Source organism: Bosea sp. 685 (genome assembly GCF_031884435.1).
Taxonomy (GTDB): domain Bacteria; phylum Pseudomonadota; class Alphaproteobacteria; order Rhizobiales; family Beijerinckiaceae; genus Allobosea.
This window is the reverse complement of the sequence record NZ_CP134779.1, coordinates 1022877-1046164: the sequence shown is the minus strand read 5'-3', so window position 1 is coordinate 1046164 and position 23288 is coordinate 1022877. Positions and strand designations below refer to the sequence as shown.

The 23288-nt window shown below is 65.8% G+C and carries 25 protein-coding genes; 10 read left to right on the top strand and 15 right to left on the bottom strand.

The features are described from left to right. Positions 1–9: 9 nt before the first annotated feature. The gene (gene rpsU, locus RMR04_RS05980; protein WP_069693011.1) at positions 10–243 is read left to right on the top strand and encodes a 30S ribosomal protein S21; all 234 of its coding nucleotides are present in this window, start codon (positions 10–12) and stop codon (positions 241–243) included. 224 nt (positions 244–467) lie between these two features. Then, complete coding sequence (locus tag RMR04_RS05975) at positions 468–1340, top strand: tetratricopeptide repeat protein (RefSeq protein ID WP_311913537.1); 873 nt, start codon at positions 468–470, stop codon at positions 1338–1340. Between the two features lie 7 nt (positions 1341–1347). Here the strand turns inward: RMR04_RS05975 and RMR04_RS05970 are convergent, their stop codons facing one another. The 6 genes from RMR04_RS05970 to RMR04_RS05945 all read right to left on the bottom strand — a co-directional run bounded on the left by RMR04_RS05970 (position 1348) and on the right by RMR04_RS05945 (position 6139). Continuing rightward, positions 1348–2193: an alpha/beta hydrolase gene (locus tag RMR04_RS05970; RefSeq protein WP_311913536.1), complete on the bottom strand. Its 846-nt coding sequence runs from the start codon at positions 2191–2193 to the stop codon at positions 1348–1350. A gap of 40 nt (positions 2194–2233) precedes the next feature. Further along, complete coding sequence (locus tag RMR04_RS05965; RefSeq protein WP_311913535.1) at positions 2234–2713, bottom strand: GNAT family N-acetyltransferase; 480 nt, start codon at positions 2711–2713, stop codon at positions 2234–2236. Positions 2714–2803: 90 nt separating this feature from the next. Further along, on the bottom strand, positions 2804–4210 hold the full coding sequence (locus RMR04_RS05960) for an NAD(P)(+) transhydrogenase (Re/Si-specific) subunit beta (RefSeq protein WP_311913533.1): 1407 nt from the start codon (positions 4208–4210) through the stop codon (positions 2804–2806). Between the two features lie 6 nt (positions 4211–4216). Beyond that, entirely contained in the window at positions 4217–4648 is a 432-nt protein-coding gene (locus tag RMR04_RS05955) for an NAD(P) transhydrogenase subunit alpha part 2 (RefSeq protein WP_311913532.1), read from the bottom strand. A 1-nt stretch (position 4649) separates the two neighbouring features. Continuing rightward, a complete protein-coding gene (locus RMR04_RS05950) occupies positions 4650–5813 on the bottom strand; it encodes a Re/Si-specific NAD(P)(+) transhydrogenase subunit alpha (RefSeq protein WP_311913531.1) in 1164 nt (387 codons plus the stop codon). Positions 5814–5851: 38 nt separating this feature from the next. Beyond that, positions 5852–6139 carry an aa3-type cytochrome c oxidase subunit IV gene (locus RMR04_RS05945; protein WP_311913530.1) on the bottom strand — a complete coding sequence of 96 codons (288 nt, stop codon included), beginning with the start codon at positions 6137–6139 and terminating at the stop codon, positions 5852–5854. Between the two features lie 321 nt (positions 6140–6460). On the opposite strand from RMR04_RS05945, the gene RMR04_RS05940 reads away from it, so the two are divergent. Then, a complete protein-coding gene (locus RMR04_RS05940) occupies positions 6461–6688 on the top strand; it encodes a hypothetical protein (protein WP_311913529.1) in 228 nt (75 codons plus the stop codon). A 5-nt stretch (positions 6689–6693) separates the two neighbouring features. Here RMR04_RS05940 and RMR04_RS05935 read toward each other — a convergent pair whose 3' ends face one another. The 5 genes from RMR04_RS05935 to RMR04_RS05915 all read right to left on the bottom strand — a co-directional run bounded on the left by RMR04_RS05935 (position 6694) and on the right by RMR04_RS05915 (position 10998). Further along, entirely contained in the window at positions 6694–8061 is a 1368-nt protein-coding gene (locus tag RMR04_RS05935; RefSeq protein WP_311913528.1) for an ABC1 kinase family protein, read from the bottom strand. Between the two features lie 115 nt (positions 8062–8176). Next, entirely contained in the window at positions 8177–9325 is a 1149-nt protein-coding gene (locus tag RMR04_RS05930) for a hypothetical protein (protein ID WP_311913527.1), read from the bottom strand. Positions 9326–9467: 142 nt separating this feature from the next. Beyond that, positions 9468–10349 (bottom strand): beta-keto acid cleavage family enzyme, encoded by an 882-nt coding sequence (locus RMR04_RS05925; protein ID WP_311913526.1) that lies wholly within the window; start codon positions 10347–10349, stop codon positions 9468–9470. Further along, on the bottom strand, positions 10346–10741 hold the full coding sequence (locus RMR04_RS05920; RefSeq protein ID WP_311913525.1) for a type II toxin-antitoxin system death-on-curing family toxin: 396 nt from the start codon (positions 10739–10741) through the stop codon (positions 10346–10348). The genes RMR04_RS05925 and RMR04_RS05920 overlap by 4 nt, the downstream gene beginning before the upstream one ends. Further along, positions 10738–10998 carry an AbrB/MazE/SpoVT family DNA-binding domain-containing protein gene (locus RMR04_RS05915; protein WP_311913524.1) on the bottom strand — a complete coding sequence of 87 codons (261 nt, stop codon included), beginning with the start codon at positions 10996–10998 and terminating at the stop codon, positions 10738–10740. Before RMR04_RS05915 ends, RMR04_RS05920 begins: the two co-directional genes overlap by 4 nt. Before the next feature lie 167 nt (positions 10999–11165). Between RMR04_RS05915 and RMR04_RS05910 the strand changes: the two genes are divergently transcribed. Next, the gene (locus RMR04_RS05910) at positions 11166–11615 is read left to right on the top strand and encodes a MaoC/PaaZ C-terminal domain-containing protein (RefSeq protein WP_311913523.1); all 450 of its coding nucleotides are present in this window, start codon (positions 11166–11168) and stop codon (positions 11613–11615) included. Then, the gene (locus RMR04_RS05905) at positions 11615–13264 is read left to right on the top strand and encodes an acyl-CoA synthetase (protein WP_311913521.1); all 1650 of its coding nucleotides are present in this window, start codon (positions 11615–11617) and stop codon (positions 13262–13264) included. The genes RMR04_RS05910 and RMR04_RS05905 overlap by 1 nt, the downstream gene beginning before the upstream one ends. A gap of 81 nt (positions 13265–13345) precedes the next feature. Here the strand turns inward: RMR04_RS05905 and RMR04_RS05900 are convergent, their stop codons facing one another. Both RMR04_RS05900 and RMR04_RS05895 read right to left on the bottom strand, forming a co-directional pair. Beyond that, entirely contained in the window at positions 13346–14302 is a 957-nt protein-coding gene (locus RMR04_RS05900) for an alpha/beta hydrolase (RefSeq protein WP_311913520.1), read from the bottom strand. Between the two features lie 102 nt (positions 14303–14404). Then, the gene (locus RMR04_RS05895; RefSeq protein WP_311913519.1) at positions 14405–15259 is read right to left on the bottom strand and encodes a PCC domain-containing protein; all 855 of its coding nucleotides are present in this window, start codon (positions 15257–15259) and stop codon (positions 14405–14407) included. 237 nt (positions 15260–15496) lie between these two features. On the opposite strand from RMR04_RS05895, the gene RMR04_RS05890 reads away from it, so the two are divergent. After that, a complete protein-coding gene (locus tag RMR04_RS05890; RefSeq protein ID WP_311913518.1) occupies positions 15497–15733 on the top strand; it encodes a twin-arginine translocation (Tat) in 237 nt (78 codons plus the stop codon). Between the two features lie 92 nt (positions 15734–15825). On the opposite strand, the gene RMR04_RS05885 is transcribed toward RMR04_RS05890, so the two are convergent. Next, positions 15826–17463 carry an acyl-CoA synthetase gene (locus RMR04_RS05885; protein ID WP_311913517.1) on the bottom strand — a complete coding sequence of 546 codons (1638 nt, stop codon included), beginning with the start codon at positions 17461–17463 and terminating at the stop codon, positions 15826–15828. A 35-nt stretch (positions 17464–17498) separates the two neighbouring features. Next, the gene (locus RMR04_RS05880; RefSeq protein ID WP_311913516.1) at positions 17499–18377 is read right to left on the bottom strand and encodes an IclR family transcriptional regulator; all 879 of its coding nucleotides are present in this window, start codon (positions 18375–18377) and stop codon (positions 17499–17501) included. Positions 18378–18625: 248 nt separating this feature from the next. On the opposite strand from RMR04_RS05880, the gene RMR04_RS05875 reads away from it, so the two are divergent. From RMR04_RS05875 to RMR04_RS05860, 4 genes are all read left to right on the top strand, one after another. Further along, positions 18626–19639 carry a TRAP transporter substrate-binding protein gene (locus RMR04_RS05875; RefSeq protein ID WP_311913514.1) on the top strand — a complete coding sequence of 338 codons (1014 nt, stop codon included), beginning with the start codon at positions 18626–18628 and terminating at the stop codon, positions 19637–19639. Positions 19640–19685: 46 nt separating this feature from the next. After that, positions 19686–21527, top strand: a complete 1842-nt coding sequence (locus RMR04_RS05870; RefSeq protein ID WP_311916066.1) for a TRAP transporter large permease — start codon at positions 19686–19688, stop codon at positions 21525–21527. Then, a complete protein-coding gene (locus RMR04_RS05865; protein WP_311913513.1) occupies positions 21527–22330 on the top strand; it encodes an SDR family NAD(P)-dependent oxidoreductase in 804 nt (267 codons plus the stop codon). The genes RMR04_RS05870 and RMR04_RS05865 overlap by 1 nt, the downstream gene beginning before the upstream one ends. A 153-nt stretch (positions 22331–22483) precedes the next feature. Further along, a complete protein-coding gene (locus tag RMR04_RS05860; protein WP_311913512.1) occupies positions 22484–23215 on the top strand; it encodes a maleate cis-trans isomerase family protein in 732 nt (243 codons plus the stop codon). The last annotated feature ends 73 nt before the right edge of the window (positions 23216–23288 follow it).

Genomic DNA, 23288 nt, shown 5'->3' with positions numbered 1-23288 from the left:
GACACTCACGTGCAGGTTCTCGTTCGCGACAACAATGTCGATCAGGCTCTCCGCGCTCTCAAGAAGAAGCTTCAGCGCGAAGGCGTTTTCCGCGAGATGAAGCTTCGCGGCCATTACGAGAAGCCTTCCGAGAAGAAGGCACGCGAGAAGGCCGAGGCCGTGCGCCGCGCCCGCAAGCTGATGCGCAAGAAGCTGCAGCGCGAAGGCCTGCTGCCCGCGCCGGTGAAGCCCAAGCGCCCCTGATTTTCCTGCGCGCGGTGGCATCGGCCGCCGCTGGGCAAGACCGACAGACCCAACCGCGCCTGGAGCCTGCTCCGGGCGCTGTTGCTTTTCGAGCGCCGTTAACCAAGTCTTGGCACAATGCAGGCGTTGTTTCTTTCGGAACGCGCTGTCGGTTGGGGGGCGCAATCAGGTCGCGAACGGCAAGCCTGCCGCGTGCGACAGGCAAGGCACGGAAACCAGGACCGATGAAGCAAAGCATGGATCGCGGCAGGAACTGGCTGGCCGCAGCGAGCATCACCTTGGCGTTGGCCGGCTGCGATACCGTCTCCAATCTCGGCTCTCAGCCAGCGGTGGCGGAAATCGACACCAACTCATCCGCCGATGCGAGCGTGAACATCGGCTCGCTGAGTGAGGTCATCTCCCGCAACCCGAACGACCCCAACGCCTACAACACGCGCGGCGCGGCTTATGCCCGGGTCGGCCGCTTCTCGGACGCCATCTCCGACTTCACCAAGGCGGTGCAGATCGACCCGAACCTCGCCTCGGCCTACACCAATCGCGCGCTGGCTCTGCGCCAGAGCGGGCGCAACGACTCAGCCCTTGCCGATTTCAACCGCGCCACCACCGCCAATCCGAATTACGGGCCGGCCTATGTCGGGCGCGCCAATCTTCTGCGCCAGCAGGGCAACAGCCAGCAGGCGCTGGCCGACCTCAACACCGCGATCCGCCTGAACCCCGAATCCGCCGAGGCTTTCCATGCCCGCGGGCTGGTCTACCAGAAGGAAGGCCAGCATCAGTACGCGATCTCCGATTTCGACTCGGTGATCGACCGTAACCCCTACAACGCCCCGCCCTACACCGCGCGCGGCCAGAGCCTGATCGCGGTCGGCAAATATGATGCCGCGCTCGAGGACTTCACCGCCTCGCTCAATGTCGACAACCGCAACGCCGAGGCCTGGGCCGGGCGCGGTCTGGCCTATGAGAAGCTCGGCAAGAAGGCGGAAGCCAGCGAGAGCTATCAGCGCGCGCTGAGCCTCGACGGCAACAACACAACCGCCCGCGCCGGCCAATCGCGCCTCGGCGGCGGTGGGCTGGGCGGCGGCCTGTTCCGGAGCTGAGCCGCCCCTATTCGATCGTGCGGCTCTCAGCGCCCGCCAGAGCGCCGCTCGCCATATCCGCGAGGAAACGCCGGATCTCGGGCACTGAGCCCCAGTTCGGGAGATCCTCATGGTGGCCCGCCGGAAAGCGGATGAAGCGCTTGGGCGGGTTCGCCATCTCGTAAAGCGCCTGCCCCTGCCTGAACGGGATCACGCGGTCGCGCTCGCCATGCAGCACGAGCAGCGGCGCACGCACCCGCCCGATCACCGCCTCCGAGCGGAACTGATCCAGCATCACGAGCCGGATCGGCACGTAAGGATAGATCTCCTGCGCCACCGCGGCCGTCGAGAGATAGGGCGCCTCCAGGATGACCGCCGAGAGCGGGACCTCCGCCGCGAGCTGCAGCACGACGCCGGTGCCCAGCGATTCGCCGTAGCCGACCAGCCGCGCCGCGCCGAAGCGCTCCGCCGCCTCGCCATAGGCGGCGCGCGCATCGAGATGGAGGCCCTCCTCCGTCGGGCTGCCGGTCGAGCCGCCATAGCCGCGATAATTCACCGCGAGGAGGCCGGTGCCGTCCTCCGTCAGCGCCCGGAAACGGGCCTGGCGGATCGGCCTGTCGAAATTGCCGGCATTGCCGTGGAAGAACAGCAGCACGGGCTTGCCCGCGCGTGGCGGCACGAGCCAGGCCACCAGCCTCTCGCCATCGGCCGTCGTCAGCGGAACCTCCACCGCGCCCGGCAGCTTCGCTGAAGCAATATCGGCACGCACCGGATCGCGCGGATACATCAGGTCGCGCTGCCTGACGAAGAGGACGGCCAGTCCAGCGAGATAGAGCGCGCAGGCAACAAGCAGGAGGCGGCCGAGCAGTTTCATGCGATCATCCTCCCCCGCCACCATGGCGGTCTCGCGACGCTCAATCGAGAACCTTGGCCATTTCCAGCGCGAAACTGCCGAAGCCGGCGCGGCGATAGGCGGTCAGCGCCATATCGTTGCCCTCCAGGACGCTGAGATGGAGCGCCTTGCAGCCGGCCTCGCGGGCAAAACGCTCCGCCTCCGCCAGCAGGAGCTGCCCGATCCCGGTTCCCCGGCAAGCCGCCGCGACCACGATGTTCTCGATATAGACATGGTCGCGCAAATACTCATGCACGAAGGGGCCGATGCGCCCGAGCCGCAGCGCCAGATAGCCGACGACCTCATCCCCCCGCTGGACAACGATCTGGGCGCCGCCATGCTCGGCGGCCTTTTCCGCATCGTCACTGAGGCAGGCTGCGGCAGCAGCGGGCCCCGTCGCGCGCTCCGCGCTCAGCATCGCCTCATGGGCCGTCAGTTCGAGCAGCAGAGCCAGCACGGCGGGCCTGTCGCTCGCCAGCATCGGGCGGATGGAGAGTGTCACCGCAAGAACCCCAACGAGAGAAGAACTCCATACGAAAAGGGCCGGCATGAAGCCGGCCCTTTGCAGCATTGTGATGCCCGCGCGGCAGCGTCAGTGCGCCATCGCCTTGACGATGTCGTCGGTGACCTTCTTGGCATCGCCGAACAGCATCATCGTGTTGGGCCTGAAGAACAGCTCGTTCTCGACGCCGGCATAGCCGGCCGCCATGCCGCGCTTAATGAAGAGCACGGTCTTGGCCTTCTCGACATCGAGGATCGGCATGCCATAGATCGGCGAAGACTTGTCGGTCTTCGCGGCGGGGTTGGTGACGTCGTTGGCGCCGATGACGAAGGCGACGTCGGCCTGGCCGAACTCCGAGTTGATGTCCTCGAGCTCGAAGACCTCGTCATAGGGCACGTTGGCTTCGGCCAGCAGCACGTTCATATGGCCAGGCATGCGGCCCGCCACCGGATGGATGGCGTATTTCACCTCGACGCCCTCCTTCTTCAGCAGATCGGCCATCTCGCGCAGCGTGTGCTGGGCCTGCGCCACCGCCATGCCGTAGCCGGGCACGATGATGACCTTGGCGGCATTCTTCATGATGTAGGCGGCGTCGTCGGCAGAACCTTGCTTGACCGGCCTCGCCTCGACCGCGCCAGCTGCGCCAGCCGCGGCATCGTCGCCACCGAAACCGCCGAGGATGACGGAGATGAAGCTCCGGTTCATTGCCTTGCACATGATGTAGGACAGAATCGCGCCCGACGATCCGACCAGCGCGCCGGTAATGATCAGCGCCATGTTGCCGAGCGTGAAGCCGATGCCTGCAGCAGCCCAACCGGAATAGGAGTTCAGCATCGAAACGACGACGGGCATGTCCGCGCCGCCGATCGGGATGATCAGGAGCACGCCGAGCGCGAACGAGACCAGCACGATCAGCCAGAACACGACATGGCTCTCGGTCTTGATGAAGACCAGCAGCAGCACGACGAGCGCGACACCGAGCCCGATATTGATGCCATGGCGCTGCGGCAGCATGATCGGCTTGCCGCTCATGCGCCCGTCGAGCTTGAGGAAGGCGATGATCGAACCGGTGAAGGTGATCGCGCCGATGGCGACGCCGAGCCCCATCTCGAACAGGCTGCCGCCATGGATATGGCCGGCCTCGCCGATGCCGAAGGCGCTCGGAGCATAGAGCGCGGCCGCGGCGACCAGCACCGCCGCCAGACCCACCAGCGAGTGGAAGAAGGCCACGAGCTGCGGCATCTGCGTCATCTGAACGCGCCGGGCCATAAAGGCGCCGATGCCGCCGCCGATGGCGATGCCCAGCACGACCAGGAACCAACCGGAGAAGCCCGACGGCGGAAAGAACACCACGGTCGTCAGGATGGCGATGCCCATCCCGATCATGCCGTAGAAATTGCCCTGGCGGGAGGTGGTCGGGTGCGACAGGCCCCGCAGGGCCATGATGAACAGGACGCCGGAGACGACGTAAAGCAGGGCGGAGAGATTGGCGGCCATCGGCGCTCAGCCCTTCTTCTTGTACATCGAAAGCATGCGCTCGGTGACGAGGAAGCCGCCGAAGATGTTCACCGAAGCCAGGATCAGCGCCACGAAGCCGAAGAGCTTGGCCCAGACCGGGCCGTCGCCCAGCGCCGGGGCGGCCTGGACGCCGACCGCGAGCAGCGCGCCGACGACGATGACAGAGGAGATCGCATTGGTGACCGACATCAGCGGCGTGTGCAGCGCCGGCGTCACCGACCAGACCACGTAATAGCCGACGAAGACGGCGAGGACGAAGATCGCGAGGCGAAACACCGTCGGATCGACGCCTGTCGCGACGCTTGCCGCCGCGGCGGCCTGCTCGGCGTATTTCTCGGCGAGCTCAGCCGCCTGCTTCGCCAGCACGGCGGCGGAGCGGGCCTGTTCGAGCGCCTGTTCGGGTGTCGGATTGGCCATGTTAGACGCTCCCCTCGACGACAGGCGCAGGCTTCGGCGCGAAATTCGGATGGATCACCGCGCCGTCCTTGGTCAAGGCGGTCGCCTTCACCAATTCGTCGTCCCAGTTCACCGCAAGCGCCTTCGTGTCCTTGTCGATCAGCGTCTCGACGAAGGCGAAGAGGTTCTTGGCGTAGAGCTGCGACGAGGTCGCGGCCAGGCGGCCGGGCACGTTGAGATGGCCGACGATCTTGACGCCATTGGGCGTAACCGCGATTTCGCCGGGCTTGGCGAGTTCGCAATTGCCGCCGCGCTCGACCGCGAGATCGACGATCACGGAACCAGCCTTCATGCTCTCGACCATCGCCTTGGAGATCAGCTTCGGTGCGGGACGCCCCGGGATCAGCGCCGTGGTGATGACGATGTCCTGCTTGGCGATGTGGCTCGCCGTCAGCTCGGCCTGCTTGGCCTGGTATTCCTTGGACATTTCCTTGGCGTAGCCGCCGGCCGTCTGCGCCTGCTTGAACTCGTCATCCTCGACGGCCAGGAACTTCGCGCCGAGCGATTCGACCTGCTCCTTGGTGGCGGGGCGCACATCGGTCGCGGTCACGATCGCGCCAAGGCGCCGCGCCGTCGCGATCGCCTGCAGTCCGGCAACGCCGACACCCATGATGAAGATGCGCGCGGCGGGAACCGTGCCGGCTGCCGTCATCATCATCGGCAGCGCCCGGCCATATTCGGCCGCGCCGTCGATCACCGCGCGATAGCCGGCGAGGTTGGCCTGCGAGGAAAGCACGTCCATGACCTGCGCGCGGGTGATGCGCGGCATGAACTCCATCGCGAAGGCCGCGACCTTGGCCTTGGCCAGGGCCTCGACCGCAGCCTCATTGCCATAGGGGTCCATGATGCCGACGACGAGCGCGCCGGAGGGAAGGCCAGCGATCTCGGTTTCGGCCGGGCGGCGCACCTTGAGCACGATCGCCGCGCCCTTGAGCGCTTCCTTGGCGTTCTTGGCGATGCTTGCGCCAGCCGCCTCATAATCGGCGTCATTGATGCCGGAAGCGAGCCCGGCGCCCTTCTCGACCACGATTTCGGCCCCGAGGCCGATGAACTTGCGGACGGTCTCCGGCGTCACGGCGACGCGGGTTTCCGCCCCTTGCGTTTCGGCTGGCACAGCAATGCGCATGGCAGGGCGAGGCCTTTCAGGCTTGGCGGAGGCGGATCTTACAGGAGAACGAGCGCAACCATCATCAGCACGAAGGGAACGGCCGGAGCCTTCCAGGCGAGCGATTTCGATGCGATGCCGACAGCCGTGCCAACCAGCGTCAGCAGCGTACCGATGAGGGCGATACCCCAGGCATGCTTGGTGCCGCCCACCGCCAGCGCCGCGACGATGGCGAGGCACGCGACGGTGCCGACCTCGGCGAAATGCATGAAGCCCTGATAGGTCCGCTCATGCTCGGCGTAGTCCATCTGCGGAATGTCGGTGGCGTGATGCCCGTGATCGGCCATGGTCTGATCCTGAAGATAACAAGACGGTTCCAAAGCCTGTAGCGCACCCGCGTGAGGTCGGCAACGGACGCCCCGCTCCGGCCTGCCCCTAGGAAAGCCAGAAGCCAAGCTGGGCGCCGCTCTAGCTCGACAAAGAGGCCATGTAAATCGATTTAAATGGCAAAAAACTCATATGCCGCGATGGAACTGATGCCTCCTCAGCGCGCGGTCAAATCCGAACAGCGGCTTGCTCGTTTGAAACAGCCTGGATTCGTGGGTCGCATCAAGTTTTCGCAGAGGAATTCCAGATAGCCTTCGGCAGCGCATTGGCAGAGAGGTCGAATGAGCCCTATTCCACAATCGCCCGAGGGCGAGCTTGAACGCGCCGAGGCTGATGCCGCAGCGCTGATCGAGAAGGGCAAGCGCTGGTTCGCTGAAGCGCGTGAGCAAACGAAACGCGATGACGAGGACATCGCGGCTTGGCGTCGGCGCCATGCTGGCGGCTACAATGAGGACGGCACGCGCGCTTCGTTCACCGGCGAAAGCGACGTTGGAGGAGGCGGCAACTGAACGGGTCAGGCCTCCCCCTTTAATCCAGCAGAGACAAGCGCTTGTCTCTGCTTCGACGTTACCGTCTCCACCGAAAACCCCTCGATCTCCGCCTCGAACAGGCGATGGAAATTCAGCTCGGCGTCGAGATGCAGGAAGACGCCGCCGAGCCCGATCGCGGCCCGGTCCATGAAGACGAATTCGCGCGGCACGGTCACCGGCCCACGCTGCTTCAGGGCCTGATGCACCTGGAAGGCCTGCTTCCGACCGTACTCGGCCGGGCTGACGCCTTCGGCAATGCGGCGCGTCCGATCCTCCAGCAGCGGCCCGTAGATGAAGCGCGCCCAGATGTTCAGCGTGTCGACGAGATCCTTGGTCAGCCCCTTGAAGCCCCAGGTCTCATAGGCATGGACGACACGGGCGGCGTCGCCCTCGAGCAGGCCGCGATAGAGATCGACCACGCCGCCGACGAAGCTCGGCGGGAAGATGCGGATGCAGCCATAGTCGAGCAGGTTGATGCCGGCCGGCGCGTCACCCTCTGAAAAAACGGTGTAGTTCCCCAGATGCGGATCGCCATGGATGACGCCATGATGGCTGAAGGGCCGCCACCAGGCTTTGAACATCGCGGTCGAGATGCGGTCGCGCGCCTCCTGGTCGTCCTGCTTATGGGACAGGATCGGGCTGCCCTCGAGCCAATGCATGGTCAGGAGCCTGCGCGTCGACAGCGAGGCTTCGAGCCGGGGTACCCGCACCTCCGGCGTGTCAGTCAGGATCTCCTGGTAGAGCGCGATATGCTTCGCCTCGCGAATGTAATCGAGCTCCTCGCGCACCCTGGCGCCGATCTCCTTGGCGATCTCGGTCGTGTCGATCACCGGGTCCATCCGCCGGTGCAAGGCGAACAGGATGCCGAGCTGGGAGATGTCGGCCTCCACGGCCGATTCCATATCGGGATATTGCAGCTTGCAGGCGAGCGCGACGCCCTCAAGCGTGGTGGCGCGGTGCACCTGCCCCAGCGAGGCCGCCGCCGCCGGCTTCAGATCGAACTCGGCGAAACGCTCGCGCCATTGCGGCCCGAGCTCGGCCATCATCCGGCGCTTGACGAAAGCCGCGCCCATCGGCGGCGCCTGCGATTGCAGCTTCTGCAATTCGGCGGCGTATTCCGGCGGCACTACGTCGGGAATCGTGGCGACGAGTTGCGCCACCTTCATGATCGGGCCCTTCAGCCCGCCCAGCGCCTTGGCCAGCGCCTCGGCATTGCTGGCGTTACGGCCATCCAGCCCGAACAACCGCGTACCGGCGATGCGCGCCGCGACCCCGCCGACATTGGCCCCGACGCGAGCATAGCGCGCGGCGCGGGCGGAAAAGCGGTTGGCTTCGCTGTCGTGGTCGGACATGGGGCGTGACGGACCGTTCTGGTGGTTGTCATCCCCATGTAGGCCGGCGCGGCGCGAACGCCAGTGCAGCCGATCGTCTCAGTCGCGAGAGGCGCGTCTCTGCTGCACTTGCCGATCAGAGATAGCCGGCCAGCCCCTGCGAGGCATTGCCGCCCAGCCGCCCCTGAGTCGCCTGGATGCTTTGATAGGTCTGGACCAGCTGGCTGGTGAAGCGGTCGCTGATCCCGAGCGCAGCTTTCTCCTCGGTGCTCATGGCGGTGTATCGGTTGACGAGGGCGAGGCTTGCGCTCGCGCTGTCGCTGCCGCCGGATGTCGCCTTCAACGTATCGAGCACGCTTGCGCGGTTGCGTTGGTCGAGCTCGGCCTTGGCGGCACGGATCTCCCCAGCCGAGAAAGCCGAGCCCTGGTTGAGCGTGATCGCTGCCAGCGACCGGTTGTCGAAAGCGGTGAAATCGACCTGCTGCCCGGTCTTGTCCGAATCGTCGAAGACCAGCTTGGTACCCTTGTCCTTGGCGCTGTCGGCCTGCGCATCGAGCAGCGCGCGCGCATTGGCGGCCACCGCCGCGATGCTGGTCTGCGGCGTGCTGGTCCCACCGGTCGAGGCCTTGCCGAGCAGCGCCTGGATGGGATCGGCCGCATTCTTGGTCTCGGGCGCTTTGCCGGGGTTCGCGCGTGCCGCAGCAGCGCCCTCGACCAGCGCCTGTTTCTGGTCCTGCCAGGCTTTCGTCGCCTGTTCGTCGGGACCAGCCGCATTCACATAGTTCAGGGCGGCGTCGTAGAGGCCGGCATAGTTCCCGGTATGCCGAGCGACAACGGCATACGGTGTCAGCGCTGCGTCGAAGCGTGATTGCAGCGCCGTCGCCGCGGCCGCGCTCTCGTCCCTGGAGAAAAGCCCCTGGGCATTTGAGGCTACGGCCGACAGGGTGGCGCGGCTCTGGCCGGTCAGATCGACCGCGACCTTGCCGCCGATCAGCGCCGAGGAAATGCCGAGCGATTGATATTGCTGATCGAACCACTGCCGCGCATTCCCAGCGCGGGAAGCGAGGGTCGCGCCGGAATCGGTCGTGGTCGATGCCGAGGTCCGGGCGAGATAGGCCTTGGCTTCGTCAGACAGGGCAACGGTCGCCGACGCGGGGAGTTGCGAACCCGTCGTCGCATCCTCGCTGAGCAACTGCGCAAGCGAGGGCTGCGCGTCGAGCACCGCCTGCCCGCTGCGGGTGTAATTCAGAAGCAAGGAGGCACTGGCGCCGATGGTTGTGGACATCGCGGCTCTCCGGAGATGGCGTTCGACGCTCCGGAGCAGGGACCATGCCAGCTTTAAGGTCTTGATAACTATGGATGCGTCGTCAGGCCACCCGGGCAGGAATTACCTCTGCCCGGCAAAAACTGCTGCTTTGCCCGCGGCGTTAACGCCGCGCCGCCAGATCCGCCCGTACCTCGACTACGCTCGCGGCACGCCCGCCGGCCGCCTCGACCAGCTTCAGCGTTTCCGCCACAAGTTCCGCATTCGTCCTGGTGCAGCCGAAATGCGCATCCTCAAGCCCCGCCCGAACATGGACGCCGCATGCCACGGCCGGCCCGATCAAACCCGAGAGATCGACACCGAGTCCCGCGATCATCACCGGAGCGCCGGGAGCATCCTCGGCCAAGAGCGCGAGATGCGCCTCGAGCGCATAGACCTTGGGCGGAAAGCCCCAGGCGAAAGCGTCGGAGAACATCAGGCGATAGATCGGCGTCGGCAGCCCCGGATAGGCCTTGGCCAGCGCCGCGCCCAATCGCGTGAAGCCGGGCTCATAAATCGCATAGCTCGGATGGATCTTGTGGGCATGGGCCACCGCCATGCCCTCGCGGATATGCTCGCCTGGGTTCTGATAGATGAAGCCGGGCTCGCCGCCGGGAATGCCGGCGAAGGTCGTCCAGTTGCAGGAGCCGGGGTCGAGCACGCCCCATTCGACCAGGCCGCGCTTGGCGAGCTCCTCCAGATGGGTGTAGCGGCCGGAGCCGAGCATGTCGCCGGCATAGCCCGAGCCGAGGATCGGGATGGTCGGGTAGACGATGGCGTCGACCTTGGCGCGAATGCCTTCGATCGCCCGGGCATAAAGCTGCCAATCGTCGCGCTGGCGACCGGTCTCGATGTCGTAGACATGAAGATGCACGATCGCCGCCCCCGCCTCGACCGCCGCAATGCCGTCCGCGACGATGTCGGGAATGGCAATCGGAATGCCGGGCTGACGCTCCTTGCCCCAGGGTCCATTGATCGCGGCCTCGATCCAGATGGGGGTGGTCATGCAGGCATATCCTTGGGCCAGTTGTCGCGGATCCAGCGTGTCAGCCCTCCTTCGTCGACCTCGCTGGCGGCTAGCGCCAGAATGGCGGCAGCGGCCATCGCGTCCGCCGGCGCAAAAGGAATGCCGTTCAGGCGCAGGAACGTCATCATCGCAAGGAAGGCGGCGCGCTTGTTGCCATCGACGAACGGATGGTTCCGCGCCAATCCGAAGGCATAGGCAGCAGCGAGAGCCGCCATATCGGTCTCGCCATAAGCAAAACGGTTGATAGGACGGGCAAGCGCCGACGCGAGCAGCCCCAGATCACGGATGCCTTCCGGCCCGCCATAAATCGCAAGCTGTTCGGCATGGATGTCCCGGATCAATTCGACCGACAACCAGAGCGGCTCGCTCACTTAGCAAGCTCGCGCATTGTATTGGCGTAGTCCTTCATGACCTGCCGCGCGATCGCCATTGCCCGGGCATGCTGATCGTCATGCCGCTGCAGTTTGACTCCACCCTCGGGCTGCCTGACCACCTCGAGCTGATCGCCCTCGGAAAAGCCAAGCTGCGCCAATAACTCCTTCGGTAGGATAAGACCGAGAGAGTTGCCGATCTTACGAATCTGGAGAACCGTCGCGCCATCGGCCTCTGGTTTGCTGCGCTCCTTCATTGGCAACCCCTCCGTTATACGAGATGTATAACACAACATCAGGCAGTTGTCTGCGCAGCAGACGCCATCCGCGCACTTCCCTCGTGAGCAAAAGCGGCAACGCGCGGCCTTGTCAGCCCGCCTCCTTCGCGCGCCTAATCGCCAAAACGACGATCGGGACGGAAACCATGGGCCTCTACTTCGAGGAATTCGGCGAGGATCTGCGCGTCGTCACACGCGGCCGCACCGTCGGCGAAGGCGACATCACGCTATTTTCCGGGCTCTCCGGCGATTTCAACCCGCTCCATGTCGACAGCGAATATTGCGCCACCACCTCCTTCGGCGAGCGCATCGCCCATGGCCCGCTGACGCTCGCCATGGTGATCGGCCTGATGTCGCAGCAGAACCTGATCGACGCCACCACCATGGGCCTGCTCGATCTGCACTGGAGTTTTGCCGCGCCGGTCAGGATCGGCGACGCCGTCCATGCCGTGGTCACGACCGTGGATCGCAAGCCCTCGCGCAAGCCCGATCGCGGTGTCGTCACCCTCAAGCTCGATGTATTCAACCAGCGCGGCGAGCAGGTTCAGACCGGCCATCTCAAGCTTTTGATGAAGCGCCGCCCGGAGCAAGGCTGATGCTGATGCGGGCGGCAAGCTACCGGGTTACCTTCGAGGCTTTCCGCTGGGATATCCCGGAGCGCTTCAACATCGGCGTCGCCTGCTGCGACCGCCATGCCGATGGCAGCGGCAAGCCGGCGCTGATCTACGAGGATGAAACGGCGGGCGTCGCGACCCTGAGCTTCGACGAACTGAAACGGAGCTCCAACCGCCTCGCCAATATGCTGCACGGCCATGGCGTCGGAGCGGGCGAGCGCGTCGGCATCCTGCTACCGCAACGGCCGGAAACGGCGATGGCCCATCTCGCCATCTACAAGATGGGCGCAATCGCGCTGCCGCTTTTCACCCAGTTCGGGCCGGATGCGCTCGAACACCGTTTGCAGCACAGCGGCGCAGCAGTGCTGATCACCGATGCCGAGAACATCGGCAAGATCGAGACGATCCGCGCCGCACTGCCCGACCTCAAACGCATCTTCGTCATCGGCAATAGAGAAACGACCGGGACCCATCTCGATTTCGACGCGGAGCTGGCAAAGGCCTCCGACCGTTTTACGCCCCTCGATACACGCGCCGATGATCCAGCTCTGATCATCTACACCTCCGGCACGACGGGAAAGCCCAAGGGTGCACTGCATGCGCATCGCGTCCTGCTCGGCCATCTGCCTGGTGTGCAACTGCCGCAGGAATTCTTCCCGCAAGCCCGCGACCTGTTCTGGACGCCGGCCGATTGGGCCTGGGCCGGCGGCCTGCTCGACGTGCTGCTGCCGAGCCTCTATTTCGGCGTCCCCGTCCTGGCCTCACGCGCGAAGAAATTCGATCCGGAAGCCGCCTTCGCGCTGATGGCCCGGCACAAGGTCCGCAACGCCTTCCTGCCGCCCACCGCGCTGAAGCTGATGCGGCAGGTCGAGAGGCCGCGCCAGCGCTTCGACTATGCGATGCGCTCGATCGGCACCGGCGGCGAGACGCTCGGCGCCGACATGCTGGCCTGGAGCGAGCAGACCTTCGGCTTTCCGGTCAACGAGTTCTACGGCCAGACCGAGGCCAACCTGATCGTCTCGAACTGCGCCAGCCTGTTCCCGATCGTGCCAGGTTCGATGGGCCGTGCCGTGCCCGGCCACTGCGTCGCGGTGATCTCTCCCGAGGGCGACGAGCTGCCGGCCGGCGAGCAGGGGCTGATCGCAGTGGCAAGGCCCGACCCGGTGATGATGCTGGAATACTGGCGCCAGCCTGAGGCGACGGCGGCCAAATTCGTCGGCGACTGGCTCGTCACCGGAGACACCGGCGCCTGCGACGCAGAAGGCTATTTCTGGTTCCAGGGCCGCGACGACGACATCATCTCCAGCGGCGCCTATCGGATCGGGCCCGGCGACATCGAGGACTGCATCATCCGCCATCAGTCCGTGCTGATGGTCGCCGTCGTCGGCAGCCCCGACCCGCTGCGCACCGAGGTGGTCAAGGCCTTCGTGCTGCCGAAACCGGGCTTTGCTCCCTCGGACACCCTCGCCGCCGAGATCCAGGCCTTCGTCAGGGAGCGGCTCGCCGCCTATCAATATCCCCGTGAGATCGAATTCGTCACCGAACTGCCGATGACCGCGACCGGCAAGATCAGGCGCAAGGACCTGCGCGATCTGGAGGTGGCGCGGAAAAACTCCGGAGGCGAACGATGAGTGCCTGAATTCGCCAGTGTCAGAGCATTTTCGCGCGAACTGGACACCGGTTCGCGTGAACAAACGCGTTGAAACAAAAATCTAGAACCAGGTTTTCATCAGAAAGGCTCCCGTCGCCTCGAACAGGCCAAGGCGCGCATGTTCGAGATGCATGAGATGCGTGCCTTCGACGATTTTGACGTCGCGCGTCTCGGCAGCCCCCAGCCGCCCGCGCAGCCAGAGCGCATCATCGTCCGTGCACAGACCATCCCAGGCGCCTCGCACAATCAGTGTCGGCGCCTGAACCCTTGCGGGCTCATAGGCAAGGTTCCCGGCCCACGCAGCCTTGATGTCGGCGGCCGGACCAGCCGGAATCCGGACGGCTGGAACGGGCCGCCGGGCCGCCGCCCCTGGATCGCTTGCAAGATAGGCCGGAGCCCATGAGGCCAGCCCGGGTTCGATCAGCACCGCTGGGTGGCCTGCGGGAACATCCTCGACGAAACGGGCCAGTTGCTGGGCGATCGAAACCAGCCGCCAGCTTTCGGGGCCATCGCCCGTCGCCATGGGCGGCCCGTCTCGCTGCGCGATCGGCCCAAAGAAAACCAGACGTTCGATGGTGCCGGGCTGCAGCGACGCGTGGAGCCCGGCCACGATCGTGCCCCAGGAATGCGCGATCAATGACAGCCTGGCGCGGCCCGTAACCTGCCGGACATGCGCCAGAACCCGCGCGAGCTGCACCTCCGCATCGCATGCGCGGCCAAAAGGTGGGCTCTCGGATGCCGCGTGTTCAAAGGCGGGTGGGCGGTCGGAGCCGCCGAAACCGGCAAAGTCGAAGGCCCAGACGTCAAATCCGCGCGCCGCCAGATCGTCCATCCAGGACAGGCCGCCAAAACGATAGGCTACCGAAAGCGCCGATGGAAACGTCGCACCGTGGACATAGACCACGCTCGGTCCGGTCCCGGCGACGCGGCGCAGGAGCAAGGTCGGCTCGCCATCCCGCCCGCTTAGATATGTGACGTCTCCAGCGGTTTCCGACTGGCATGTGGTGGTGTGTTTCACGATCTGCTTCCGTGGCCTCAGTCAGCCGGAAGCATGCGCCCGCGCGCAGGGCCGGTCCTGCGCAATCACTTCGGTCTCGGCCGAAGCATCGGCGCCGAGCCCTTACCCCGCTTCCAGCACCAGCTCGAAGGTCATCAGCACCGGGTTGTCGCCGCGCGTCAGGCGGCCCTGCGCCATCGCGCCGGTGTAGTCGACCAGCGCCACGTCGATTTCCGACATCATGCCTTCGCCCTCGCTCCAGACCCGGCCGGATTTGATCGCGATTTCGGTGGCGAAGTTCTCGACCATCCGGCCATCCTCGAAGCGCGCGCCGATCGTCGAGCCGACACCGCCATGGATTGTCGCGCGCTTGACGCCGTGCTCAGCGCAGAACTGCTCCAGCGCGCCGGCGAGATCGATGTTCGGGCGCACGCGCAGGGCGAAGAATCGCCCTTCCCGCGTCGCGCCCAGCAAGGGCACCGTCGCGGGGCCAAACAGCTTGAAATTGGTCTCGGCATCGATGTAAGCGGCGAAACCCGCGCCATCGATGCCGACGGCCGGGAGCGTGATCGCCTCGGCCACCAACGTCTCGTCGGGCAGGATATGGCCGCCGCTGCGCTTGCCGCCCGCCTCCTGCCAGAGCGCATGGCAATGGAAGAAGGGCGCGCCGTCACGCAGGCCGAAGGTCAGCGCGCCGGTCTCGATGCGGGCGATGCCCGGCGGCCGGAAGATCTCGCTGTAGAAGGCCGCGTGCTCCGGCGTCTGCGACAAAGCCGGCATGACATAGGTGAAGGACGACAGGGCCGCGCCGTCGATTCGTGCGACGCCCGAGGTGAAGCCCGCCGCGGCAAAGCTGCGCCGCACCGCCTCCAGCAGGGTCAGACCGGGTTGCAGCGTCATTTCGAAGCGCAAACCATGGCTTTCAGCCCATTCGACACGCTCAGGCGCCGCGGGACCGGGCTGCTCGATGCGCCTCATGACCTCGTCCTCCCAGGGAAAACCGAGCGCATCATGGCGGGATCGCGGTCGGGCAAAAAGCGGTCATGGGGATGGAACACTGAGCTGAACAGCAGGAGTGGCACGTGCTGGCTGGACAATGGCAACCTCGTTTCAGCGTGGCGGCGGAACCAACGGCTCCGCCAAAGGTTTTTGGTCAGTCCGTTCCGGGCCAGTTCGACCTGGAAAGGCCATCAACGATCAAGAGAGGATAACCTGATGGATAGGCGCTCTTTTATCCTGAGCCTGATTGGCGGGGCGGCTGCCGCCAGCGTCGGCGCTGTCGCGATGGCGCAAGCCGCGCCAATGACGCTCGCTCCGGAGCCTGTGGATGCGAAGCCGGCCGAGCCGCACGCGGCCCGGTCGCTCGATGATGCCGACGCCGAGTTCAGCCGCTATCACCGTCGCCATCATCGCCGGCATTACCGCCGTCACCGCCGCCACTACCGCCGCTGATCGGCGCCAACGCGTTCCCGGGTCCCATGGCGACCTTGTTCCGGTCGTCATGCGGCCCGTCCGCTGGTTGAAGCCATCCATCGCGGCTGCCGTCACGAGCGCAGCCAGTCCAGCTCGCCGCGCGCCTCGAGCTCGTCCTTGACCAGGCGCTTGGGCACCTTGCCATAGCCCGACTTCGGCAAGGCCTCCCAGAAGAAGAAGCGCTTGGGCATCTTGTAGCGGGCGATCTTCGCCGCGAGATACTCCGCCATTTCGGCTTCGGTCGCGCTTGCGCCCGCACGCGCCACGCAGACCGCGACGCCGATCTCACCCCAGACCGGATCAGGCAGGCCGAGCACCGCGACCTCCGCGATCGCCGGATGGGTCAGGATCTTCTCCTCGATCTCGCGCGGATAGATGTTCGAGCCGCCGGAGATGTACATGTCCGAGGCGCGGCCGGTGATGTAGACGAAGCCCTGCTCGTCCATATGGCCGAGATCGCCGGTGCGGAACCAGCCGTCGCGGAAGGATTTCGCATTGGCTTCCGGGTTGTCGTAGTAGCCGGCGAAGACGGCGGGGCCGATCACGCAGATTTCGCCCTGCACGCCCGGCGCAACCGCATGGCCGGCATCGTCCTGGATTTGTACCTCCATGCCGCTGCGCTCGTAACCGCAGGTGCCGATGCGCGCATCGGGACCGTCCTGCGCCTCATGCAGGGCCGGCGGCAACACTGTGATGTTGCCGGTGACCTCGCCCAGCCCGAAATACTGCACCAGCACCTTGCCGAGCTTGGCGAGCGCCGCCTTCTGGTCCTCGCGATACATCGGCGCACCGGCATAGATGATGTGGCGCAGGCTGGAATGGTCGTGCTGGTCGACGGCCGGATGCTCGACCAGCATCTTCAGGATGGTCGGCACGGTGAAGATGTTGGTGATCCTGTGGCGTTCGATCAGGCGATAGGCCTCGTCGATGTCGAAGCGCTCGGTCGGCAGCAGGATCGTCGCGGCGCCGCGCGAGGACAGCACGAGCTGATGCACGCCCGCCCCATGCGAGAGCGGGGCGACGACGAGCGAGGCGTCGGCCTCGGTCGAGCCCGGCACCAGATCGGCGAGATGGTTCGTCACCACGAAGCCCATCTGGCCATGGGTCAGCACCGCGGCCTTCGAGCGCCCCGTCGTGCCGGAGGTAAAGAAGAACCAGCAGGGATCGTCATGCTCGACCGCGACATTGGCGACCTGCTCGCCGAGATGGCGCGCGATCACCTCGCCGACCTCGGCCTCGCCGAACTCGCCCGGCCCGATCCGCCAGATGAACTCCGGCGCAGGCTCCGAGGCGGCAACGGCCGCCGCATGGGCCGGAAAATCGCCATGGCAGATGAAGGCCTTGGCGCCCGATGAGGTGCCGAGATAGCCGACCTCGTCGGGCAGCAGGCGGAAATTTGTCGGCACCCAGACCGCACCCAGCCGGAAAGCGGCGAACATCGAGACGAACATCGCGTCGCAATTCTTGGAATGGACCAGGATGCGGTCGCCCTTGCCGATGCCGCGCTGGCGCAGGCCGGCGGCCAGCGCCGAGGCCTGCGCGTCGATCTCGCCCCAGCTCCATGTCCGCTCGCCCCAGATGAAGCCGGCGCGCTCCCGGAAACGGCGCGCATTCTGCGTCGCGATATGGGCCAGGTTCATCACGCGTTTGGACATTGGAACAACGCCGCCCTTGGGCGCGATGCCGGTTTTCAGCGCGGTCTCGGTCATGCTGCGCTCTCCTTGTCGCGGCGGATCGTCATGGTTCATCTCCGTTCGCCGGCACGGCGGCGCAGCGGCACGGGCGCACCCGGCTGTGCCGGCCGGGCCTCGTCCTGAATGTGGAATTCGCGCAGCCTGGCCTCGAGCCTGGCGACCTCGTCACGCAGCAATTGCGCGAGAAAGGGTTCGCGGTCCGGCTGCATCCGGCTCTCGATCGCGGCCAGCGAAAGGCAGGCCTCGGCCCGCCCCTGCGCATCGCGCACGACCATCGCCATGCCCCAGGAGCCGGGGAAGAGCAGCCCGCGATTCATCGCATAGCCGCGCTCGCGCGTCTCCGCGACGAGGTCGTCCACGATCGCCCGCGACAACATCGGGTAGCGCTGCGGAAACTGCGCGGCATTGGCCGCCATCGCCTGCTCGACCCCCTCGTCGTCGAGCGCAGCCAGCAGCGCGATGCCGCCGACGCCTGCGCCGAGCAGGTGCCTGTCGCTGGGGGCGAGCACATGCGAGCGGATCGGATAATCGCCGTCCTCGCGCTGCAGGCAGACGACCGTCCAATCCCGCCTGACCTGCAGGAAGGCGGCATCGCCTGTCGCCTGCGCCAGACGCACGACACCCTCCTGCGCGAGCCGATGGATTCCGAAGCGATCGGCTGCGATGGTGCCCAGAATGAAGGATTCAGGCCCGAGGAAATAGCGCCGTGTCGCCGCCTCCTGCTCGATCAACCCGGCTTCGATCAACGCCACCAGGATGCGGCGGCAGGTCGGCTTCTGCAGCCGCGAGCCGTCGACGAGTTCGCTCAGGCTGGCGCCGCGCGTGCGGCTCGACGCGACCAGCCGCAACAAAGCAGCCGCCCGTCCGATGCTTTGCGCACCGGTCGGTTCGGAGCTGGCCTCCCGCACAGCAAGATTTGGACGATCCATATTGTGGACCCTTTTAGCGTCCTTATTGCGTTGACAACTGTTTCATCGCTTGTATTTCGTCAAGGATAAAGAATACTGGCTCCGAGCGATCCACGATATGGAACGGTTCGAGCAGGCTGGCGGCCAAGGGGTCACAGCCTAAGGTTACGCGGCCTTCCGAAACCGGAGCGAGGGCCGTCGCTGCAATCACAGCTCTCGCGCGGGCAAACCCGCGGAGAGTCCGGCCTGAAGACTTGGGAGGATACCAGATGACGAAATTGACACGCCGCAGCTTTGCCGCCGGCACGGGCGCCCTTGCCGTTACCGGCTTTTCCATCGGCCGAGCGCGGGCCGCCGAATTCACCTATAAATTCGCCAACAACCTGGCGCTGACGCACCCGCTGAACAAGCGCGCGCAGGAAGCCGCCAACAAGATCAAGGAAGAGACCGGCGGCCGCTTCGAGCTGCAGATCTTCCCCTCGAGCCAGCTCGGCTCCGACACCGACACGCTCGGCCAGATCCGCTCCGGCGCGGTCGATTTCTTCACGCTCTCGGGACTGATCCTGTCCACGCTGGTGCCGGCCGCCGCGATCAACGGCGTCGGCTTCGCCTTCAAGGATTACGACACGGTCTGGAAGGCGATGGACGGCAAGCTCGGCGACTATGTCCGCGCCGAGATCGCCAAGAGCCGCTCGATCTTCGCGATGGAGACGATCTGGGATAACGGCTTCCGCCAGACCACGAGCTCGGGCAAGCCGATCGTTACGCCGGCCGATCTGAACAACCTCAAGATCCGCGTCCCGCCCGCCCCGCTCTGGACCTCAATGTACAAGGGCTTCGGCGCGGCCCCGACGACGATCAACTTCAACGAGGTCTACAGCGCCCTGCAGTCGAAGATCGTCGACGCGCAGGAGAACCCGCTCGCGATCATCGAGACCGCCAAGCTCTATGAGGTCCAGAGCTTCTGCTCGCTGACCAACCATATGTGGGACGGCTTCTGGCTTCTGGCCAACAAGGCGAACTGGGATGCCCTGCCCAAGGACATCCAGACCATCGTCGCCAAGCACCTCAACGCGGCCGGCATTGCCGAGCGCGCCGACGTTGCGGCGCTGACGGTGAACCTGCAGACCGAATTGTCCGGCAAGGGCATGAAGTTCAACACGGTCGATGCCGCTCTCTTCCGCGACAAGCTCAAGAGCGCCGGCTTCTACAAGGAATGGGAAGCCAAGTTCGGCAAGGACGCCTGGGCGACCCTCGAGGCCGCCGTCGGCTCGCTGAGCTGACGCCTGCACCATGGACACCGTGTCCGAATTCGCGACGCCGCCCGCAATGGCGGCGGCGCCACGCCGCACCCTTGCCGCGAAGATCGACCGCATCCTCGGCGTCATCGTCGAGATACCGGCCGCCATCCTCGTCGTCGCCGAGGTGGTCGTGCTGTTTTCGGGCATCGTCGCCCGCTATCTCCTACACACGCCGCTGACCTGGTCGGACGAGCTTGCCTCGACCCTGTTCCTCTGGCTCGCCATGCTTGGCGCCGTCGTCGCGCTCCGGCGCGGCGAGCATATGCGCATGACCGCGCTGGTCTCGCGCAGCACGCCGGAATGGCGCAACTTCTTCGACGCGCTGGGCGTGGCGGCCGGCCTCGGCTTCCTGCTCCTGATCATCGGCCCTGCCTTCCGCTGGGCCGAGGAAGAAGCCTTCATCACCACCCCGGCGATGGAAATCTCCAATGTCTGGCGCGCGGCCGCCTTCCCGGTCGGCGTCGGCCTGATGATCGCCTTTTCGCTGCTGCGCCTGACCATGCGCTCGGGCGTGCCGCAGGCTTTGCTGGCGCTGGCCCTGGTCGCTGTGGCGGTCGCCGGCTTCTGGTGGCTCGGTCCCATGCTCAAGACGCTGGGCAACCTCAACCTGCTCATCTTCTTCGTCGGCGTCGTCGGGTTTTGCGTCTTCTCCGGCGTGCCGATCGTCTTCTCCTTCGCGCTCGCCACCTTCGGCTATCTCGCGCTGACCACGCGCGTGCCGACGATGACCCTGGTCGGGCGCATGGATGAAGGCATGAGCCATCTCATCCTGCTCGCCGTGCCGCTCTTCGTCTTCCTCGGCCTGCTCATCGAGATGTGCGGCATGGCCAAGGCGATGGTGCGCTTCCTGGCGAGCCTGCTCGGCCATGTCCGCGGCGGCCTCTCCTATGTGCTGATCGGCGCGATGTACCTCGTCTCGGGCATTTCGGGCTCGAAGGCAGCCGACATGGCCGCGGTCGCGCCAGCCTTGTTTCCGGAGATGAAGGCGCGCGGCGCCAAGCCCGGCGACCTCGTTGCCCTGCTCTCGGCCACCGGCGCGCAGACAGAAACGATCCCGCCCTCGATCGTGCTGATCACCATCGGCTCGGTCACAGGCGTCTCGATCGCGGCCCTCTTCACCGGCGGCCTGCTGCCCGGCGTCGTCCTGGCGATCGGGCTCTGTTTCGTCGTGTCGCGGCGCTATCGCCATGACGATCTCAGCCATGTCGTAAAGGCGAAATGGCCCGAGATCGGCAAGACCTTCATCATCGCGCTGCCAGCCCTGGCGTTGCCCTTCCTGATCCGCGCCGCCGTCGTCGAGGGCGTTTCGACCGCCACCGAGGTCTCGACCATCGGCATCGTCTACTCGCTGATCATCGGGCTTCTGGTCTACCGCCAGTTCAACTGGTCCCGCCTCGGCCAGATCCTGATCGACACGGCCTCTCTCTCCGGCGCCATCCTGATCATCATCGGGGCGGCATCGGCCATGGCCTGGGGCCTGACGCAGTCTGGCTTCTCCCGGACGCTGGTCGAGATCATGACCCATCTGCCCGGCGGCGCGATCGGCTTCATGGCCGTATCGATCCTCGCCTTCATCATCCTGGGCAGCGTGCTCGAAGGCATCCCCGCCATCGTTCTGTTCGGCCCGCTCTTGTTCCCGATCGCCAAGCTCGTCGGCATCCATGAGGTGCACTACGCCATGGTCGTGGTGCTCGCGATGGGGCTGGGCCTGTTCGCACCGCCCTTCGGCGTCGGCTATTACGCGGCCTGCGCCATCGGCAAGGTCAATCCCGACGAGGGCATCGGCCCGATCTGGGGCTATATGCTGGCCCTGCTGATCGGCCTGATCATCGTCGCAGCGGTGCCCTGGTTCTCGATCGGATTCCTGTGATGGCCGACCGCCTGAAGAGCAAGATCGCCATCGTCTTCGGCGCCGGCTCGTCAGGGCCGGGCTGGGGCAATGGCAAGGCCGCAGCCGTCGCCTTCGCCCGCGAAGGCGCCCGCGTTGCCTGCATCGACATCAGCCAGGCCGCAGCCGACGAGACCGCCGGCATCATCGCCGCAGAAGGCGGCGTCGCCATCGCGCTTGCCGCCGATGTGACGCAGCAGGGCTCGATCGACGCAGCCGTCGCCGCGACCATGACCCGCTTCGGCCGCATCGACATCCTGCACAACAACGTCGGCATCACCCATATGGGCGGCCCGGTCGAACTCAGCGAAGAGCAGTTCAAGGCGGCGGTCGACCTCAATCTCGGCCCGGTCTTCCGCTGCTCCAAGGCGGTGATCCCGCATATGCTGAAGGCCGGCGGCGGCGCGATCGTCAACATCTCCTCGCTCGCGGCGATCCGTTGGACCGGCTACCCTTATTTCGCCTATTACGCGACCAAGGCGGCCGTGAACCAGGCGACGCTCGGCCTCGCCATGCAATATGCAAGGCAAGGCATCCGCGCCAATTGCATCATGCCCGGCATGATCGACACGCCATTGATCTACAAGCAGATCTCCAGCCAGTACGCCTCGGTCGAGGAGATGGTCGCGGCGCGCAACGCCTCGGTGCCGCTCGGCAAGATGGGCACCGCCTGGGACGTCGCCAACGCCGCCGTCTTCCTCGCTTCCGACGAAGCCCAGTTCATCACCGGCGTCTGCCTGCCGGTCGATGGCGGCCAAAGCTGCGCCGTCGCCCCGCTGGGCTGAACATCATCTCGGGCGGCTGGCCTGCATCTTGCTGCATTAGATCACGTCGCATTCGGACGGTTCCGTCCGAATGCGACGTGATCGATTCCAAAATTTAGAGCATTGCTCATGCGAAAAACCGGTACCCACTTTTTCGCGCAATGCTCTGGAGTCATGCAAAGCGACATCGCCATCGGCACGATCACGCCCTCGGGCAACCGCACGGTCGAGCGTGTGACGCAAGCGATCTGCACCACGCTGGCGGGCGTGACGCCCCTGTTCACGCGCATCCCCGTCTTCGGCAACACCAGCCCCGACCAGATCGCGGCCAATCCCTATGACTGGCCGGTGATGCTGCAGGCGGCGGACTTGCTGAGCCATGCCGAGCCTGCCGCGATCTGCTGGAACGGCTCGAAGGGCGGCGATTACGGCTTCGACATCGACGAACGGCTCTGCGCCGACATCACCGCACGGACCGGACTGCCCGCCGTGACATCGGCCTTGGCGACGCTCGATGCGCTGCGGCGACTAAACGCACAGCGCATCGCGCTGATCACGCCCTACACCACGGCCGCTCAAGCGCGGAGCGTCGCCAATTTCACCGCCAAGGGCTTTGCCGTTACCGCCGAGCGCCATGCCGGCCTGAGCGACAATCTCTCCTATGGCGCGGTGCTGCCAGGCGAGATCGCCGCGATGGCGCGGGCGGCCGCGGCGGAGGGGGCAGCCGAGGCGATCGTCATCTTCTGCACCAATTTCAACGGCGCCCCCGTCGCAGCCATGCTCGAGGCGGAGACCGACCTGCCCGTCATCGATTCGGCGGCAGCCGGTGTCTGGGCCGCGCTCAGGGCAGCCGGCGTCGAGACGAGCTCAGCCGCCGCTGGTTGGGGGCGGATTTTCAGCCTCTGACGATCCGAACCGCTTGATCCCACGACATCTCCACACACGCCTCCTATCCAGGCACGGGAGCATAAGAAACATG

What these genes read in the sequence shown, in the direction of transcription:
- RMR04_RS05905 (WP_311913521.1), top strand. Translation starts at nt 11,615, where the DNA reads ATGCTGATGCGGGCGGCAAGCTACCGGGTTACCTTCGAGGCTTTCCGC.
- RMR04_RS05955 (WP_311913532.1), bottom strand. Translation starts at nt 4,648, where the DNA reads ATGGCCAATCCGACACCCGAACAGGCGCTCGAACAGGCCCGCTCCGCC.
- RMR04_RS05895 (WP_311913519.1), bottom strand. Translation starts at nt 15,259, where the DNA reads ATGAGGCGCATCGAGCAGCCCGGTCCCGCGGCGCCTGAGCGTGTCGAA.
- RMR04_RS05875 (WP_311913514.1), top strand. Translation starts at nt 18,626, where the DNA reads ATGACGAAATTGACACGCCGCAGCTTTGCCGCCGGCACGGGCGCCCTT.
- RMR04_RS05880 (WP_311913516.1), bottom strand. Translation starts at nt 18,377, where the DNA reads ATGGATCGTCCAAATCTTGCTGTGCGGGAGGCCAGCTCCGAACCGACC.
- RMR04_RS05930 (WP_311913527.1), bottom strand. Translation starts at nt 9,325, where the DNA reads ATGTCCACAACCATCGGCGCCAGTGCCTCCTTGCTTCTGAATTACACC.
- RMR04_RS05885 (WP_311913517.1), bottom strand. Translation starts at nt 17,463, where the DNA reads ATGACCGAGACCGCGCTGAAAACCGGCATCGCGCCCAAGGGCGGCGTT.
- RMR04_RS05860 (WP_311913512.1), top strand. Translation starts at nt 22,484, where the DNA reads ATGCAAAGCGACATCGCCATCGGCACGATCACGCCCTCGGGCAACCGC.
- RMR04_RS05870 (WP_311916066.1), top strand. Translation starts at nt 19,686, where the DNA reads ATGGCGGCGGCGCCACGCCGCACCCTTGCCGCGAAGATCGACCGCATC.
- RMR04_RS05960 (WP_311913533.1), bottom strand. Translation starts at nt 4,210, where the DNA reads ATGGCCGCCAATCTCTCCGCCCTGCTTTACGTCGTCTCCGGCGTCCTG.
- RMR04_RS05940 (WP_311913529.1), top strand. Translation starts at nt 6,461, where the DNA reads ATGAGCCCTATTCCACAATCGCCCGAGGGCGAGCTTGAACGCGCCGAG.
- RMR04_RS05910 (WP_311913523.1), top strand. Translation starts at nt 11,166, where the DNA reads ATGGGCCTCTACTTCGAGGAATTCGGCGAGGATCTGCGCGTCGTCACA.
- RMR04_RS05970 (WP_311913536.1), bottom strand. Translation starts at nt 2,193, where the DNA reads ATGAAACTGCTCGGCCGCCTCCTGCTTGTTGCCTGCGCGCTCTATCTC.
- RMR04_RS05915 (WP_311913524.1), bottom strand. Translation starts at nt 10,998, where the DNA reads ATGAAGGAGCGCAGCAAACCAGAGGCCGATGGCGCGACGGTTCTCCAG.
- RMR04_RS05935 (WP_311913528.1), bottom strand. Translation starts at nt 8,061, where the DNA reads ATGTCCGACCACGACAGCGAAGCCAACCGCTTTTCCGCCCGCGCCGCG.
- RMR04_RS05865 (WP_311913513.1), top strand. Translation starts at nt 21,527, where the DNA reads ATGGCCGACCGCCTGAAGAGCAAGATCGCCATCGTCTTCGGCGCCGGC.
- RMR04_RS05925 (WP_311913526.1), bottom strand. Translation starts at nt 10,349, where the DNA reads ATGACCACCCCCATCTGGATCGAGGCCGCGATCAATGGACCCTGGGGC.
- RMR04_RS05950 (WP_311913531.1), bottom strand. Translation starts at nt 5,813, where the DNA reads ATGCGCATTGCTGTGCCAGCCGAAACGCAAGGGGCGGAAACCCGCGTC.
- RMR04_RS05975 (WP_311913537.1), top strand. Translation starts at nt 468, where the DNA reads ATGAAGCAAAGCATGGATCGCGGCAGGAACTGGCTGGCCGCAGCGAGC.
- RMR04_RS05945 (WP_311913530.1), bottom strand. Translation starts at nt 6,139, where the DNA reads ATGGCCGATCACGGGCATCACGCCACCGACATTCCGCAGATGGACTAC.
- RMR04_RS05890 (WP_311913518.1), top strand. Translation starts at nt 15,497, where the DNA reads ATGGATAGGCGCTCTTTTATCCTGAGCCTGATTGGCGGGGCGGCTGCC.